13 protein-coding genes and 1 riboswitch are annotated in these 16,497 nt (G+C 67.3%); of the genes, 4 read left to right on the forward strand and 9 right to left on the reverse strand.

Going from position 1 to position 16,497, the window contains the following annotated elements; all coding sequences use genetic code 11:
• Nucleotides 1-47: 47 nt before the first annotated feature.
• Nucleotides 48-503: a DUF1249 domain-containing protein gene (locus tag ACYJP6_RS23150; protein WP_007162101.1), complete on the reverse strand. Its 456-nt coding sequence runs from the start codon at nucleotides 501-503 to the stop codon at nucleotides 48-50.
• Nucleotides 494-1,114, reverse strand: a complete 621-nt coding sequence (locus ACYJP6_RS23155) for an NUDIX domain-containing protein (RefSeq protein WP_459478249.1) — start codon at nucleotides 1,112-1,114, stop codon at nucleotides 494-496. The genes ACYJP6_RS23150 and ACYJP6_RS23155 overlap by 10 nt, the downstream gene beginning before the upstream one ends.
• Nucleotides 1,115-1,312: 198 nt before the next feature.
• On the opposite strand from ACYJP6_RS23155, the gene ACYJP6_RS23160 reads away from it, so the two are divergent.
• On the forward strand, nucleotides 1,313-2,062 hold the full coding sequence (locus ACYJP6_RS23160) for an RsiV family protein (RefSeq protein WP_459478251.1): 750 nt from the start codon (nucleotides 1,313-1,315) through the stop codon (nucleotides 2,060-2,062).
• A 295-nt stretch (nucleotides 2,063-2,357) separates the two neighbouring features.
• Here the strand turns inward: ACYJP6_RS23160 and cytX are convergent, their stop codons facing one another.
• Complete coding sequence (gene cytX, locus ACYJP6_RS23165; protein WP_459478252.1) at nucleotides 2,358-3,620, reverse strand: putative hydroxymethylpyrimidine transporter CytX; 1,263 nt, start codon at nucleotides 3,618-3,620, stop codon at nucleotides 2,358-2,360.
• Nucleotides 3,621-3,870: 250 nt separating this feature from the next.
• Nucleotides 3,871-5,748, reverse strand: coding sequence for a phosphomethylpyrimidine synthase ThiC (thiC, locus tag ACYJP6_RS23170; protein WP_027600242.1), 1,878 nt, complete (start codon nucleotides 5,746-5,748; stop codon nucleotides 3,871-3,873).
• A gap of 102 nt (nucleotides 5,749-5,850) precedes the next feature.
• Nucleotides 5,851-5,977, reverse strand: a riboswitch (TPP riboswitch).
• 108 nt (nucleotides 5,978-6,085) lie between these two features.
• Here thiC and ACYJP6_RS23175 point away from each other — a divergent pair.
• Nucleotides 6,086-7,582: a TolC family outer membrane protein gene (locus ACYJP6_RS23175; protein WP_459478254.1), complete on the forward strand. Its 1,497-nt coding sequence runs from the start codon at nucleotides 6,086-6,088 to the stop codon at nucleotides 7,580-7,582.
• Here ACYJP6_RS23175 and waaA read toward each other — a convergent pair.
• The 4 genes from waaA to ACYJP6_RS23195 all read right to left on the reverse strand — a co-directional run bounded on the left by waaA (nucleotide 7,528) and on the right by ACYJP6_RS23195 (nucleotide 12,618).
• On the reverse strand, nucleotides 7,528-8,793 hold the full coding sequence (gene waaA, locus ACYJP6_RS23180; protein ID WP_459478256.1) for a lipid IV(A) 3-deoxy-D-manno-octulosonic acid transferase: 1,266 nt from the start codon (nucleotides 8,791-8,793) through the stop codon (nucleotides 7,528-7,530). The genes ACYJP6_RS23175 and waaA overlap by 55 nt on opposite strands.
• Nucleotides 8,794-8,880: 87 nt before the next feature.
• On the reverse strand, nucleotides 8,881-9,603 hold the full coding sequence (locus ACYJP6_RS23185) for a hypothetical protein (RefSeq protein WP_459478258.1): 723 nt from the start codon (nucleotides 9,601-9,603) through the stop codon (nucleotides 8,881-8,883).
• A gap of 15 nt (nucleotides 9,604-9,618) precedes the next feature.
• Nucleotides 9,619-11,403, reverse strand: a complete 1,785-nt coding sequence (locus tag ACYJP6_RS23190; protein WP_459478260.1) for an IlvD/Edd family dehydratase — start codon at nucleotides 11,401-11,403, stop codon at nucleotides 9,619-9,621.
• 33 nt (nucleotides 11,404-11,436) lie between these two features.
• Nucleotides 11,437-12,618: a fumarylacetoacetate hydrolase family protein gene (locus ACYJP6_RS23195; RefSeq protein ID WP_459478262.1), complete on the reverse strand. Its 1,182-nt coding sequence runs from the start codon at nucleotides 12,616-12,618 to the stop codon at nucleotides 11,437-11,439.
• A 109-nt stretch (nucleotides 12,619-12,727) separates the two neighbouring features.
• On the opposite strand from ACYJP6_RS23195, the gene ACYJP6_RS23200 reads away from it, so the two are divergent.
• On the forward strand, nucleotides 12,728-13,675 hold the full coding sequence (locus tag ACYJP6_RS23200; RefSeq protein WP_459478264.1) for a LysR family transcriptional regulator: 948 nt from the start codon (nucleotides 12,728-12,730) through the stop codon (nucleotides 13,673-13,675).
• Between the two features lie 166 nt (nucleotides 13,676-13,841).
• Nucleotides 13,842-15,206, forward strand: coding sequence for an MFS transporter (locus tag ACYJP6_RS23205; RefSeq protein ID WP_459478266.1), 1,365 nt, complete (start codon nucleotides 13,842-13,844; stop codon nucleotides 15,204-15,206).
• On the opposite strand, the gene ACYJP6_RS23210 is transcribed toward ACYJP6_RS23205, so the two are convergent.
• Entirely contained in the window at nucleotides 15,203-16,489 is a 1,287-nt protein-coding gene (locus ACYJP6_RS23210; protein WP_459478268.1) for an MFS transporter, read from the reverse strand. The two genes, ACYJP6_RS23205 and ACYJP6_RS23210, sit on opposite strands and share 4 nt — an antisense overlap.
• Nucleotides 16,490-16,497 lie beyond the last annotated feature (8 nt).

Raw genomic sequence — 16,497 nt, forward strand, 5'->3', positions numbered from 1 at the left:
TGACCGGCATCAGGGAAGACGCGGCTGTCAGCGTTGCGCTCTGGTGCTCATCGCTGCAGGATGGGCTCGGCCTCGTGGCCACAGGCCAGGCAGTGACTCAGCCACTCGCCGAGGAACAGATTGAGCTGGCTCTTCTCGTCGGGCTGGTGCATCGCCTGGTTGGGATAGGGATAGCGACCGAGCAGGTGCCGCGAGGCTCCCGCCGACACGACCTCCGCCATCCGCGCATCGTGATACACCCGCACTTCCAGTTCGGGCACCGGCAGCCAGGGCAGCCCCAGCTCCTGGCGCACCCGCAGCGCCGTCGTGTAGGGACAGGCTTCGGTGACTTCCAGGGCGAGCACCCCCAGCGGTCGCTCGCCCTGAGACAACATGACGCGGCGCGACACCACGGCTTCCCGCATCTTGGGCAGAAGCCGCATCAGCCGCACGTAGTTGGCCTCGCACGTGGCCTGCAGGCCCGGCAGGTCAACTCGATAGCGATCTCGCAGTTTCAGCCCCATAACCCCCGTACCTCGGCGCGATTGAGCGCCAACCATTGCAGGGCGATGATAGCCGCTGCGTTATTGATTCGACCGTCGCGAACCCCGGCCAGTGCCTCGTTCAACGACCAGACATGGACGCGAATGTCCTCGCCCTCCTCTTCCAGGCCATGGACGCCGCCGGCGTCCGCGGTGCTGCAGCGCCCCAGGTAGAGATAGACCTGTTCGTCGCTGCCGCCAGGCGAGGGGAAGTAGGTGGAGATGGGCCAGAGCGATTGCAAGGTCAGGCCAGCCTCTTCCTCGGCTTCCCGATGAGCGACCGCCTCGACCGCCTCGCCCTGCTTGTCCACCAAGCCCGCGACCGGCTCAAGCAGCCAGGGATGAGCGGTCTTTTCCATGACGCCGACGCGAAACTGCTCGATCAGCACCACCTCGTCGCGCACGGCGTCGTAGGGCAGCACGCAGACGGCGTCGGGGCGCACGAAGACCTCGCGCTCCAGCTCGGGGCCGAGCCCACCGGAGAACTGCCGATGGCGCAGCCGGAAACGGGCCATTCGGTAGAAGCCCTGGAAGCAGATCTCGCGACTCAGGATCTCGACGGCAGGCGCCTGGGATTCGTTGGCTTCGTTCATGGGCGCTCCGGCGCTGGTGAAAGGTAATCAGATCATCCTAGCGCGCCGCTTCCGCGCGTGCAGCCCCTTACGGGACAAGTCGCGAAACGGACAACAAGCCGGGAATCCTCCGCGCGGCCCTGGCAAACTTATGCGGCCAGACGGGTTCGAAAGCCGTCCCACTCCGTTCCAACGAAGGTTTCAACGACAAGGAATCCCATGCGTATCCGCCCGCTCCTCCTGCTCGCCGGCCTGCTGCTCGGTGGTTGCCAAAGCGTCTTCGGCCCCAACCTCGACAAACCCCTCACGCCCCGCCACCAGGCCTGGGAACACCGGCCCGCCGGTTGCCAGGGCGAAGACTGCCCGCTGATCAACATTGACTACGTGGCATTCGGGGAGCCGGCGCTGGACGCCCTGGTGCAGCGCCACCTCCTGGGCCTGGCCCGGGCCGAGCCGGGCGCACCCATCCCCGCCTCCCTGGCCGGCTACGAGCGCGACTTCCTCAGCCAGGCCCAGCCGCGCTGGAGCAGCTATCTGCAGGCCAAGGTGCGCGAGCAGCATGACGGTCTGGTGATCATCGAATTCTCCAGCTACCTGGCCAATGGCGGCGCCCACGGTCTGGCCGGCCGCGACTTCGTCACCTGGGATCGCCATCTCGATCGCGAGATCACCCTTGGCGACATGCTGATTCCTGGCCAGGAAGGCGAATTCTGGCGCCTGGCGCAACTCTCGCGGGAAGCCTGGATGGTCAGCAACGGCGTCGGCGATGCCGAATTCCGCCAGCAGTGGCCCTTCCTCAAGACCAACAACGTGGCTCTAGACTTCGGCGCCCTGACGCTCAAGTACGACATCGGCAGCATCGCCCCCTACGCCATGGGCCACCCGGAGCTGAAGATCCCCTATCCCAAGCTCAATGGCATCCTCAAGCCGGAATACTTCCCCGGTCGTGGGAAGAGTCGCCAGCCGTAGGACCTGGCGCGTGGAAAACGCTAGGCGGTTTTCCACCCTACCTGCCTAACCCCCACCCCAACCCTCCCCCGCGCGCGGGAGAGGGGGTTATTCGGCGTCAGGGATAACCTTTTCGCGCGGGGTCGTAGGGTGGATGACGGCGCAGCCTCATCCACGCGTGCCGACCTACCTGCCCCCACCCCAACCCTCCCCCGCACGCGGGAGAGGGGGCCGTTCAGCGTCAGGGATCACCTTCCCACGCAAGATCAGAACTCGCGTAGGTTGGGCTGAGCGCAGCGAAGCCCAACCGCTCGGCCTATACCCGCTTCAATCCCAATATCGCCTGGGCGGTGCCCGCCACCACGATGGCTGGCAGGGTCGCCCCCCAGGCGGGCAGCGCCAGCGGCAGCAGGTGGTAGACGGCGACGCCCAGGGCCCAGGCGACCAGGGACTCCAGGCGCAGCGCCCTCATCCGCTCGGGCGCCCGACGGCGGCGCAGCAGGAAGTGATCCACCAGCACCACGCCGAACAGCGGGGCGAACACCGAGCCGATCAGCAGCAGGAAATGCTCGTACTGGGCCAGGGGCACCAGCAGCGCCAGCAGGGTGCAGAGGATGCCGATGGCCAGGGTCAGCTGCCAGATCTTGATCTGGGCGAGAAAGCCCGTGGCCACGGCTGCCGAGTGATAGGCGGCGAAGGCGTTTTCCGACTCGTCCAGCAGGATCAGCAGCAGCGGCAGGCCCAGGCCGGCCACGGCCAGGGCGCGCAGCAGGGCGTCGGCCTCACCGCCGCTGGCGAAGGCCAAGGTATAGGCGAAGCCCAGCCCCATCAGCCAGAGATTGCCGCAGAAATAGCCCAGCATGACGCCACGGCCGGCGCTGCGGCCGGTGCGGGCGAAACGGGTGTAGTCGGCGATCACCGGCAGCCAGGACAGCGGCATGGCTACCACCAGGTCGAAGCCCAGGGCCTGGGTCAGGGAGCCATCGCCCGGGCGCTGCCAGAGCGCGGCCAGATCGGCGCGCAGGAAGAGGTCCAGGGTCAGCCAGGTACAGGCGCCGAGGAGCAGCCAGATCCCCCAACGACTGAGGAAGCGCCGTACGAAGGTCAGCGGACCCGCCACCGCCAGGGCCGTGGCCAGAGCGCCGAACACCAGCGTCCAGAGCATCGGCGAGGCCCAGGCCTGCAGGCCCCAGCTGCCCAGCAGCACGCTGGCCGCCTCGCGCATCACCACCAGCTCGAAGGCGCCCCAACCGATCAGCTGGGTGATGTTGAGCACCGCCGGCAAAAGGGCGCCACGCTGGCCGAGGCTCTGGCCCAGCGCGGTCATGCCGGCCAGACCGGTGTCGCTACCCACCAGGCCGGCGGCGGCCAACAGGAGCACCCCGACCAGGGTCCCCAGCACCAGTACCAGCAGGCCGTCGGCCAGCCCCAACCCGGGCGCCAGCAGGGCGCCGGCCTGGGCCACCATGAGGCCGATACCGAGGGAGAACCAGAGGGTGAAGAGATCGCGCCCGCCGAGGACGCGACGATCCGCCGGAACGGGAATGGTGGGGGTATAGAGGCCGGGAGCCTGGGCCATGATGGGTCTCGTGAGCAAGAAATTGAGAAAGACGTAGGTTGGGCTGAGACAGCCTTACCGTCGAAGCCCAACAGTGCGGGACCGACCTGGGCATTGTTGGGCTTCGCCGCGCTCAGCGCCAACCTACGGAAACAGCGTGTGGGCTAGCAAACGTAGGTTGGGCTGAGACGGCTCTATCGTCGAAGCCCAACGTGCGAGGTCGACCTGGACAACGTTGGGCTTCGCTGCGCTCAGCGCCAACCTAAGGTTGTCAGACCTGCTTGTAGATCACTCCACCTTCGTCCTTGAAGCGTGCGGCCTGCTCTTGGAAGCCGGCCTCGATGGCCTTCTGTTCGTCGGTCAGGCCGTTTTCCTTGGCGTAGTCGCGGACTTCCTGGGTGATCTTCATGGAGCAGAACTTGGGTCCGCACATGGAGCAGAAGTGCGCCACCTTGGCCGAGTCCTTGGGCAGGGTCTCGTCGTGGAAGGCGCGTGCCGTGTCTGGGTCCAGGCCCAGGTTGAACTGGTCTTCCCAGCGGAACTCGAAGCGCGCCTTGGACAGGGCATTGTCGCGGATCTGGGCACCCGGATGCCCCTTGGCCAGGTCGGCGGCATGGGCGGCGATCTTGTAGGTGATGATACCGGTCTTGACGTCGTCCTTGTTGGGCAGGCCCAGGTGCTCCTTGGGCGTCACGTAGCAGAGCATGGCGCAGCCGAACCAGCCGATCATGGCGGCGCCGATGCCGCTGGTGATGTGGTCGTAGCCGGGGGCGATATCGGTGGTCAGCGGGCCGAGGGTGTAGAACGGTGCCTCGTCGCAGCATTCGAGCTGCTTGTCCATGTTCTCCTTGATCAGTTGCATGGGCACGTGGCCGGGGCCTTCGATCATGGTCTGGACATCGTGCTTCCAGGCGATCTTGGTCAGCTCGCCGAGGGTTTCCAGCTCGCCGAACTGGGCGGCGTCGTTGGCGTCGGCGATGGAGCCGGGGCGCAGGCCGTCACCCAGGGAGAAGCTCACGTCGTAGGCCTGCATGATTTCGCAGATGTCTTCGAAGTGGGTGTAGAGGAAGTTTTCCTTGTGGTGCGCCAGGCACCACTTGGCCATGATGGAACCGCCGCGGGAGACGATGCCGGTGACGCGCTTGGCGGTCAGGGGCACGTAGTGCAGGCGCACCCCGGCGTGGATGGTGAAGTAGTCCACGCCCTGCTCCGCCTGCTCGATGAGGGTGTCGCGGAACAGCTCCCAGGTCAGCTCCTCGGCGACGCCGCCGACCTTTTCCAGGGCCTGGTAGATGGGCACGGTGCCGATGGGCACCGGCGAGTTGCGGATGATCCACTCGCGGGTCTCGTGGATGTGCTTGCCGGTGGACAGGTCCATCACGGTGTCGGCGCCCCAGCGGATGCCCCAGGTCAGCTTCTCCACCTCTTCCTCGATGGAGGAGCCCAGGGCGCTGTTGCCGATGTTGCCATTGATCTTCACCAGGAAGTTGCGGCCGATGATCATCGGCTCCAATTCCAGGTGGTTGATGTTGGCGGGGATGATGGCGCGGCCGCGGGCCACCTCGTCGCGGACGAATTCCGGGGTGATCTCCTGGGGAATGCTGGCGCCGAAGCTCTGGCCACGGTGCTGGTTGCCGAGCAGGCCGGCAGCCCGGGCCTCCTGCAGCTTCATGTTCTCGCGGATGGCGATGTATTCCATCTCCGGGGTGACGATGCCCTGGCGGGCATAGTGCATCTGCGAGACGTTGCGCCCGGCCTTGGCCCGCCGCGGCTGGCGCGCCAGGTCGAATCTCAGGGCGGCGAGGCTCGGGTCGGCGAGGCGCGCCTGGCCGAACTCGGAAGAGAGCCCGGCCAGCAGCTCGGTGTCGCCGCGCTCTTCGATCCAGCGCGAACGCACGTCCGGCAGGCCCTTGCGCAGGTCGATGCGCGCGGCGGGGTCGGTGTAGGGGCCGGAGGTGTCGTACACGAACACCGGCGCGTTCTGTTCGCCGCCGAAGGCGGTGGGGGTGTCGGCCAGGGAGATTTCCCGTACCGGCACGCGGATGTCGGGACGCGAGCCGGTCAGGTAGACCTTGCGCGAATTGGGCAACGGCTGGGTGGACTGGCGGTCGACGCGGGTGAAATCGGTGACGTTATTCTGCTTGTTCATCGAGGCTCTCCTGGTGGGCACGTTGCCGAGGGAAGAACCTGGACGAAGGGTGGGCACGCAAGAAGAGGCAAGCCCGGACGGATGGCGCCCACGGATCGAGCCTGCGGACGCCCTCTTGTTCCCTACGCAGGTTGACGCACCGCCATGCGGCGCGCCTAGCCTGATCAGGTTCAACGGGATCCGGGACTACCCGATCTCAGCGCCTCGTAGCGCACCCCGACAAGAACCCGGCCAGTGTAAACCCAGACTGGCCGAAACTTCGACTGCTATTTCCTCTCCTATGGCGGATTCGGACGAAGCCACTACACTGGCGCGGTCCCTCAAGGAAGGCTCTAGAATGCGAAGACTCCTGCTGCTCGCTGCGCTCTGCTCCGCCACCGGCCTGGCCCAGGCCCAGGTAGCCGGGAACGGCTTGCTCGATGTCTACCGCGAGGCGCTGGACAACAACGCCGACCTTGCTGCCGAGCGCGCCGGCCTCGGTGCCCAGCGCGAGGCGGTGCCCCAGGCGCGCGCCGGCTTGCTGCCGCAACTGGGCCTCGGCGCCCAGTTCAACGACACCCATACCAGCCTCGAACTCAAGGACAACCCCGCGCTGGGCGTCCAGGGCGGCCGGTACGCTAGCGATCGCAGCAGCCAGCTGATCCAGGCCACCCTCAGCCAGCCGCTGTTCCGCGCCGATCGCTGGTTCCAGCTGAAGGCTGCCCAGGCCGCCACCGAACAGGCCGAGCTGCAGTTCTCCGCCGCCCAACAGCAACTCATCCTGCAGACCGCCGAGGGCTATTTCAGCGCCCTGCGCGCCCAGGATGCCCTGGCCACCGCCCGTGCCGAGGAAAAGGCGCTGTATCGCCAGCTGGACCAGTCCCGCGAGCGCTACAAGGTCGGCCTGACCGACGACACCGACGTGCTCCAGGCCCAGGCCAGCTTCGACAACGCCCAGGCCAACCGCTCCCAGAGCGAGCAGCAGGTGGCCGACGCCTTCCAGGCCCTGACCCGCTTGACCGACCGCGACTACGGCAGCATCGCCGGCATCCGCCATGACCTGCCGATCCTGCCGCCGCAACCCAACGATGCGCGGCTGTGGGTGGACACCGCCATGCGCCAGAACCTGCAGTTGCTGGCGGCGGGCCAGGGCGTCAACGCCGCCCAGGAAACCTTGCGCCAGCGCCGCGCCGGGCACTTGCCGACAGTGGATGCGGTGGCGCGCTACAGCCACAGCGACAACGATGCGGTGAACCTGCCCAACGCCGAGCAGCTCTCGCTGTTCGGCAGTCCGGTCAACAGCCACAGCATCGGTATCCAGGTGGAGGTGCCGCTGTACAGCGGTGGTGCCACCAGCTCCCAGGCGCGGCAGGCCTACCAGCAACTGGACCAGAGCGAGCAGCGCCAGGAGAGCCTGCGCCGGCAGGTGGTGCAGAACACCCGCAACGCCCACCGCGCGATCAACACCGACATCGAGCAGGTACGCGCCCGGCGGCTGTCCATCGCCTCCAGCCAGCGCGCGCTGCGCGCCACCGAGATCGCCTACCAGGTGGGCAGTCGCACCATCGTCGACGTGCTCGACGCCCAGCGGCTGCTGTACAACGCCGTGCGCCAGTACAACGACGCGCGCTACAACTACATCCTGGATACCCTGAGACTCAAGCAGGCGGCCGGTACCCTGGCGCCCAACGACCTGCTGGCGCTCTCGGGCTATCTCGATCCCCACTACGACCCGGATCGCGACTTCCTGCCGCCGGACCTGGCCAAGACCCGTGCCGACGTCCTGCCGGCCCGTTCGCTTCAGGGCGTGAGCAGTCCGTCGAGTCCGGAGAGCAGGCGTTCCAGCGCGCCCTGATTGGCGGCCAGTACCGCCAGGCCGGCCTGGCGGCGTCGCTCGGCTTCCGCCGGCTCGGCCCAGAGCCAGGCCACGGCGGTGGCGATGGCCGAGGCCTCTGCCACGGTTTCCAGAGCACCGGCATCGCGCAGCTGGGCGACGATGTCGAGGAAGTTGAACACATGGGGCCCGCTGAGCACCGGCAGGCCAAGGGCGGCCGGTTCCAGCGGATTGTGGCCGCCGCGCTCGATCAGGCTGCCGCCGACGAAGGCCACGTCGGCCAGGGCGTAGAGAAACAGCAACTCGCCCATGGTGTCGCCCAGCAGTACCTGGGTTTGGGACTGCACCGCCTCCCCCGTCGAGCGCCGTACCACGGCGAAGCCTTCGCGACGCACCTCGGCCAGTACCTCGGGGAAGCGCTCGGGATGGCGCGGAACCAGGATTAGCAGGGCGTCGGGCCGAGTGGCCAGCAATTGGCGATGAGCCTGGAGCAGGATTTCGTCTTCGCCGGCATGGGTGCTGGCGGCGATCCAGACTGGGCGGTTGCCCCAGCCCTGGCGCAGGGCGACGGCCCGGGCCGGCAGCCCGGGGTCGATGCGCAGGTCGAACTTGATGGAACCGGTCACCGTGACCCGCTCGGCGCGAGCGCCGAGGGCCCGGAAGCGCTCGGCTTCCACCGGCGTCTGCACCGCCAGCCAGGCCAGTTCCGCCAGCATCGGCCCCGTTACCCCACCCAGCTTTCCGTAGCCACGAGCCGAGCGCTCGGACAGCCGGCCATTGGCCAGGGCGATGGGAATATCGCGGCGCGCCGCCTGGTGGATGAGGTTGGGCCAGAGTTCGGTCTCCATCACCACGCCCAGGCTTGGCCGCAGCCGGTCGAGGAAGCGTCCGGCCAGCCAGGGCAGATCATAGGGCAGGTAGCAGTGGTGGACATCGTCACCGAACAGCGCACGAATGCGCTCCGAGCCGGTGGGCGTCATGCAGGTCACGGTGATCGGCAGGTCGGGATGGCGCTGGCGCAGGGCGCGGATCACCGGCGCGGCGGCGATGCTCTCCCCCACCGACACCGCATGCACCCAGATGCCGCCGGGTGGCACCGCCGGCAAGCCCAGCGCCAGGCGCTCGCCGATGCGGTGTCTATAAGCGGACGCCTTGCGTCCACGCCAAAGCAGGCGCAGCAGGATGAAGGGCAAGGCCAGGGTGAAGATCAGGGTATAGAGGGTAAGGTTCATGGCGGCAGAGCTTAAACGCAGACCTAGGGCAAGGGCGAGAAGTGAGCGATGCCTCAAGGCAAGCACGGCAGCCGTCCCCAACCGCCACTACTGCCTCATCCGGCCTAGAACGAGGTAATCCCGACCTCCAAAATCTACCTTCCGCAACACTGCAGCTCGTGATGCTACGCAATCCTGCGGCTCGAATTCCGGGGGCGCATCCAGCAGCTTGCTGGAACGGACAACCTGCGCTGGCAGCAGGTCAAGTTGCCCGGAGCGCTTGAATTTAGAGAGTCTTGTTTCAGCAGTATCGGCGATGACAAGCCCCCACTCATCCTCAAGGATCATGACGTCCTTCTCTTTGAGGTAGGCGTTGATGCGTTGACCTTCTAGCCCCGCGAAAGACACGCCCACGGCATAAGGAGAGAGGGCACAGACTAGCCCGGCATGAGCTCCGAAAAGCTCATCGACACCTACATTTTGATTTGCCGCCAGTCTCTGCAAACGCCGCTCTTGAAGCTCCCGAAGCTCGTGGTCTTCGCCAGCGATGGAGTCGCAGCCCATGACAGAAAGCGCCAAGGCGCCCAGAACGGCGAAACGCCCGCGAGTCGCGAATAGATTTCCTACCAGCTCCCATCCCTTCACGCTCGCCGATTCCTTCCGCCGCTTCACCACGCCAAGCCTGCCAGAAACTGGCTGCTCGTGCGCGATGAAGGCCAAGCGAAACGCCAATGGCCGTTGACCAGATCGGCACTGGCCGCTGCGAAGCGCCAGCCGCCTGTTGGCAAAGCAAAATGGCCGTTGAGCATGGCGGCTGAGCCAGGCTGCCATGCTCTGAGCCGAAGACTAGTGCGAATGCCGCGGCACCCCACCCTCGCGGGCGATCACCTTGAGGTGCAGGGTGGCCGGTTCCAGGCAGCCGCCGGTGGAGAGCTGGCCCACCAGTTGCCGATAGAGCTCCTGCCAGGGGGTCTGGGCCGGCGGCAGGTTGGGCGTCCAGGCGGCGCGGCGGCGTTCCAGCTCGGCGGCATCGAGCAGGACATCGACGCGGCGGGCATTGAGGTCCACGCGCAGGCGATCATTGGTCTGGAGCAGCGCCAGACCGCCGCCCACCGCCGCCTCGGGTGACATGTTGAGGATCGAGGGGCTGGCCGAGGTGCCGCTCTGGCGACCATCGCCCAGGCACGGCAGGGAGTCGATGCCCTTCTTGATCAGGGCCGCCGGCGGCGCCATGTTGACCACCTCGGCGCTGCCCGGATAGCCCACCGGACCGGCGCCACGGATCACCAGGATGCAGCGCTCGTCGATGTCCAGGGCCGGGTCCTCGATGCGCGCGTGGTAGTCCTCGGGGCCCTCGAAGACGATGGCGCGCGCCTCGAAGCTGTTCTCCTTGCCCGGTTCGGCCAGGTAGGTCTGGCGGAAGGCCTCGCCCACTACCGACATCTTCATGATGGCGCTATCGAAGAAGTTGCCGCTGAGCACGATGAAGCCGGCACGATGCTTGAGTGGCGCCTCGTAGGGCTGGATCACCGCCGGGTCGGCGCTGGCGGCACCCTCGGCGATGGTGCCGATGGTCTTGCCGGAGACGGTCAGGCAGTCGCCATGCAGGCGCCCGGCCTTGAGCAGTTCGTGGAGCACCGCCGGCACCCCGCCGGCGCGGTGGAAGCCTTCGCCCAGGTATTTGCCGGCCGGCATGCAGTTGGCCAGCAGCGGGATGTCCTCGCCCAGGCGTTGCCAGTCGTCCAGCGATAGCTCGATGCCCATGTGCCGGGCGATGGCGATCAGGTGCGGCGGGCAGTTGCTGGAGGCGCCCAGCGCCGAGGCCACCACGATGGCGTTCTCGAAGGCTTCGCGGGTCATGATCTGCGAGGGGCGCACATCGTCCAGCACCAGCTGGCAGATGCGCTTGCCGGTGGCATAGGCCATCTGGCCACGTTCGCGATAGGGCGCGGGAATGCTGGCGCACCCCGGCAGCGACATGCCCAGGGTCTCGGCCAGGGCATTCATCGACAGGGCCGTGCCCATGGTGTTGCAGTGGCCCACCGAGGGCGAGGCGGCGGTGGTCAGGGCCATGAAGCCCTCGTAGTCGATCTCGCCGGTGGCCAGCAGGTTGCGCGCGTGCCAGAGCACGGTGCCGGAACCGATCAGTTCGCCCTTGAAATGGCCGTCGAGCATGGGCCCGCCAGAGAGCACGATGGCCGGCAGGTCGGTGGTGGCCGCGGCCATCAGGCAGGCCGGGGTGGTCTTGTCGCAGCCGGTGGTGAGCACCACGCCGTCCAGCGGGAAGCCATGCAGGATCTCCACCAGGCCGAGATAGGCCAGGTTGCGATCCAAGGCCGCGGTGGGCCGGCGACTCTGCTCGGCGATGGGATGCACCGGGAATTCCATGGGGATGCCACCAGCGTCGCGGATGCCGGCCTTGACCCGCTGGGCCAGCTCCAGGTGGTGGCGATTGCAGGGGGTGAGGTCGCTGCCGGTCTGGGCGATGCCGATGATGGGGCGGCCGGACTGGAGTTCGTTGCGGGTCAGGCCGTAGTTCATGTAGCGCTCGACATAGAGCGCGGTCATGTCGGCGTGAGCAGGGTCATCGAACCAGAGCTGGCTGCGCAGCGGGCGTTTGGCGGAAGTCATGGTGGTCTCTAGTTGTTATGGGTGAAGAGCGGATCAGCGGCCCAGCAGGCCACGGGCGGCGAGGTTGTGCATCAGGGCGCCGAGGCCGAAGCGCCAGGGCGGTGCCTGGTCGCTGGTGGTCACCCGGTTGTGCAGGGTACCCAGCAGCGGGCTGGCGATGCTCACCACGTCACCCACCTTGTGGGTGAAGCCGCCGCCGGGAGCGTCGCGGTCCTGGGTCGGGGCGAACAGGGTGCCGAGGAACAGCACGAAGCCGTCGGGATACTGGTGGTTGGCGTTGAGGGTCTGGGCGGCGAGATCGGTGGGGTCGCGACTGATCTGCGCCATGGAGCTGCTGCCATGGAGCCGGAAGCCATCTTCGCCCTGCACTTCCAGGGTCACCACGCAGTGGCGGACCCGGTCGAGATCGAAGGTCTCGTCGAACAGGCGGATGAAGGGCCCCAGGGCGCAGGAGGCGTTGTTGTCCTTGGCCTTGCTCAGCAGCAGGGCGCTGCGGCCCTCGATGTCGCGCAGGTTGACGTCATTGCCCAGGGTGGCGCCATGCAGGCGACCGCGGCTGTCCGCCACCAGCACCACCTCGGGCTCGGGATTGTTCCATTGGGACACCGGATGGATGCCGATGGCGCTGCCACTGCCGACCGCGGCCAGCACCGGCGCCTTGGTGAAGATCTCGGCGTCCGGGCCGATGCCCACCTCCAGGTACTGCGACCACAGGCCCTGCTCGATCAGCAGCGCCTTGAGTGCCTGGGCGCGCGGACTACCCGGCTCCAGGCCCTGGAGGTCCGTGCCTATCACCCCCCGTACCTGCTCGCGGATGGCCGCGGCGCGCCCGGCATCGCCGCCGGCCTGCTCCTCGATCACCCGTTCCAGCATGCTGGCGGCGAAGGTCACCCCGGCCGCCTTGACCACCTGCAGGTCGGCCGGCGGCAACAGGTGCAGGCGAGCCGGATCGGCCTGCTCGCCGCTGTTGGCCAGCAGCTCCTCCAGGCTGCCCAGGTAACGCCCGGGGGTGTCGCGCAGGGCCTGCAGCGGCTCATGCTCTTCGAACAAGGCGCTCAGGGTGGCGAAGCGCTGCGAGACATCGAAGACGCCGTCCTCGCGCAGCACCACGGGGGACGGTCCAGCCAGAGTGCCAGGCACCCAGGCGCGGCCCACCAGGGTGCCGGCCAGGCCATCAGTGGGAAGGGTGTTGGCGGGCGTGAGGCGAAGGGACATGGGCAGGACTCCGGGGATGGATGGATCCACGCTAGGCAGCCGGACTGATAAACTCAAATGGGCTTATCTCATCATTCGATAACCGCTGCTTATCGCGAAGGAAGGATCCATGTCCGAGCCATCGTTCAGCCAGATCTGCCACTGGCTCAAGTTTCGCCACCTGCTGCTGATCGACACCCTGGGGCGCACCCGCAACATGCACCTCGCCGCGCAGCAGATGAATCTCAGCCAGCCGGCCATCAGCAAGATGCTCAAGGAGATCGAGCACCTGCTGGGCTTCGCCCTGTTCGAGCGCCAGCCGCGCAGCATGCCGCCCACCGCCCTGGGCGAGCACGTGTTGCGCTATGCCCGGGTGGCGCTCAACGACGCCCGCGACTTCGCCGAGCAGATCGACAGCCTGAGACGCGGCGGCCATGGCCAGCTCAAGGTGGGCGGCATCTTCGCCGCCACCGCGGTGGCCCTGCCGGAGGCCATCGTCGAGATCAAGCAACGCTGGCCGCTGCTGGCCATCGAGGTGGTGGAGCAGACCAGCGATCACCTCATGGAGATGCTCGACGACAAGCTGTTGCACCTGGCGGTGGCACGCTTCACCGACGAGGCCCAGGCCCAGCGCTTCGACTTCCAGCCCCTGGCACCGGAGCCGTTCCGCTTCGTGGTCAACCGGCAGCATCCGCTGGTGGACAGCGGCCCCGTGGCCCTCGACCAGGTGCTGGCCTGGCCGTGGATCCTCTATCCCAAGGGCACGCCGATCCGCGGTCGCATGGAGCGTGCCTTCGCCGCCGCTGGCCTGCCAGTGCCGAGCAACACCATCGACACCATCTCCATGCAGACCTTCCTGCGGGTGCTGCGCGCCGGCCCCATGATCGGCATGCTGCCCGAGGCCATGGTCGAGCCCTATCTCGCCAGCGGGGTGCTGAGCGCCCTGGAATTGCCGCTGCACCTGCCGGCCCAGGACTACGGCATCCTCACCCGCAAGGGCGAACCCCTGGGCGACGCCGCCTGCGAATTCGCCGCCATCCTGCTGGCCCATGCCGGGCGCGAGGAGGCCGCCACCTAGACGGCTCGATAACGCCACGTTATCGAATGATCCGCAAATGCCATTAGGAAAGAATCGCTCGCCCTCCTAGAGTGGCCTGGCGTTTCAGGTGGCCACCCTGCATCCCCGGCCGCCTTCGACCTCTTCAATAACAACAACGGGCCCCAAGGCCCCGAAGGTCATTCCCATGTTCGAGACCACCGCTCCCCAGGGCGCCGCTGGCGACGCCTTCGAAGAACGCACCTATCGCAAGGTGGTGCTGCGCATCCTGCCGATCCTGCTGCTGTGCTACATCGCCGCCTACCTGGATCGGGTCAACGTCGGCTTCGCCAAGCTGGACATGCTGGGCGACCTCGGCTTCAGCAACACCGTCTACGCCCTGGGTGCCAGCATGTTCTTCTGGGGCTACTTCATCTTCGAGGTGCCCAGCAACCTGTTGCTGCACCGCTACGGCGCGCGCTTCTGGATCGCCCGCATCATGCTCAGTTGGGCGATCATCTCCATGGCGGTGGCCTTCACCCAGCCGCTGGCACAGTTCTTCGGCCTGCAGTCGAGCACCCTGTTCTATGTGCTGCGCTTCCTGCTGGGCGTCTGCGAGGCGGGCTTCTTTCCCGGGGTGATCCTCTATCTCAACTACTGGTTTCCGACCCGCCGCCAGAGTCGGGTGATGTCGGGCTTCCTCATCGCCCTGCCCTTCAGCCTGAGCTTTGGCGGCGTGCTCTCCGGCTGGCTGATGAGCAGCCTGCACAACTGGCACGGCCTGGCCGGCTGGCAGTGGATGCTGCTGGTGGAAGGGGTGCCCTCGATCATCATGGCCGTGGTGGTGTTCTGCTGCCTGAGCGACAACATCGACAAGGCGCCCTGGCTGGACGCCCGGGAAAAGGCTCTGCTCAAGCGCAACCTGGACCAGCAGAACACCGGCAAGGCCTCGCGCCTCGGCGAGGTCTTTCTCAATCCGCGGGTCTGGCTGCTGGTGCTCATCCTGCTGACCTTCAATACCGGTTTCTATGGCCTGGCCTTCTGGATGCCCTCGATCATCAAGAACGCCGGGGTCAGCGGCAGCCTGCAGATCGGCCTGCTCACCGCCATCCCCTACAGCGTCGCCCTGGTGGTCATGCTGCTCAATGCCCGCCACTCGGCGCGCACCGGCGAGCAGCGGCTGCATGCGGCGGTGCCGGCCTTCGTCGGCGCCCTGGGCCTGGTGCTGAGCGCCTGGTTCATCCACAACATCGTGCTGTCGATCTTCTTCCTGACCGTGGCCGCCTCGGGCCTGCTGGCGCTGATGCCGATCTTCTGGTCGCTGCCCGGCACCCTGCTCTCCGGCGTCGCTGCCGCGGCGGGCATCGGCATGATCAACGCCATCGGCAACCTCTCCGGCTTCACCGGCTCCATGATCACCGCGACCATGGAAACCCTCACCGGCGACATCAACAACGGCACCTATGTACTCGGCGCCTGCCTGTTCGTCAGCGGCCTGCTGATCCTGGCCATCCCGGCCTCGATGCTGCACCGCACGCCAACGGCCGTGCCGCTGGATCTCAAACCCGCCTAGCCCGCCTCGGGCACGGCCGAGCGCCCGGCACCGGCGGCGCTCGACCGCCCGATCCCCAGGGCCATCAGCGCCGCCAGGATGCCGGTCAATCCGGCCAGCACCAGGGCCTCCTGGTAGGAGCCGAAGTGTTCGCGCAGGGCCCCGGCCAGGAAGGCGGCGAACGCGGCGCCGAGCATGTGGCCGCAGAACACCCAGCCGAACACCACCGGGGCGGCCTTCTCGCCGAAGCTCTGGTTGGTCAGCTTGACGGTGGGCGGCACGGTGGCGATCCAGTCCAGGCCGTAGAAGATGCCGAACAGCAACAGCTGCTCAGGGGCGAAGCCGGAAAACGGCAGGTAGATCAGCGAGAGCCCGCGCAGGCTGTAGTAGATGAACAGCAGCCGGCGCGGATCGTATCTGTCGGTCAGCCAGCCGGAGGCGGTGGTGCCCACCAGGTCGAAGAGGCCCATCAGCGCGAGGATACTGGCGGCCTGGACCTGGGACAGTCCGTGGTCGTGGCCCATGGCGATGAAGTGGGTGCCGATCAGGCCGTTGGTGGTGAAGCCGCAGACGAAGAAGGTCAGGAACAGCAGCCAGAAGTCGCGCCGGCGACTGGCCATGGCCAGGGTGCCGAGGGTCACGCGAAACAGGTTGCCCGGCGCGGTGGCGGCCGGCGCCTGGAAATCCGCCGGGGCGCCATGGGGCCGCAGACCGATGTCCGCCGGCCGCTCCGGCAGCAGCCAGGCCACCAGCGGGATCAGCGCGGCGCTGGCCACAGCCACCGTCAGCACCACGGTCTGCCAGCCCTCGTGACTGGCGAGATGGGCCAGCAGCGGCAGGAACACCAGGTTGCCGGTGGCGGTGCTGGCCGCCAGGAGGCCCATCATCAAGCCGCGCCGGGCGACGAACCAGCGATTGACGATGGCGGCGCCCAGCACCATGGCCACGCAACCGGTGCCCAGGCCGCTGAGCAGGCCCCAGGTGGCCACCAGGTGCCAGGGCTCGCGCATCAGGGTGCTCAGGGCGGTGGCCAGGCTGATCAGGGTCAGGCCACCGAGCAGGGTACGGCGGATGCCCAGGGTCTGCATCAGGGCGGCGGCGAAGGGCCCCACCAGGCCATAGAGGAAGATACCCACGGCGGCGGCGAAGGAGACCGTCTCGCGACTCCAGCCGAAGGTATCCTGCAAGGGCAGCAACAGCACGCCGGGGGTGGACCTCACCCCGGCGGAAACCAGCAGGGCGAGAAAGATCAGCGCCAGGACGACGAAGACATAGCGCTGGCCGAGGGCGGGAGGTGTGGTCATGGTGATCA

The organism is Pseudomonas sp. No.117 (genome assembly GCF_054558395.1).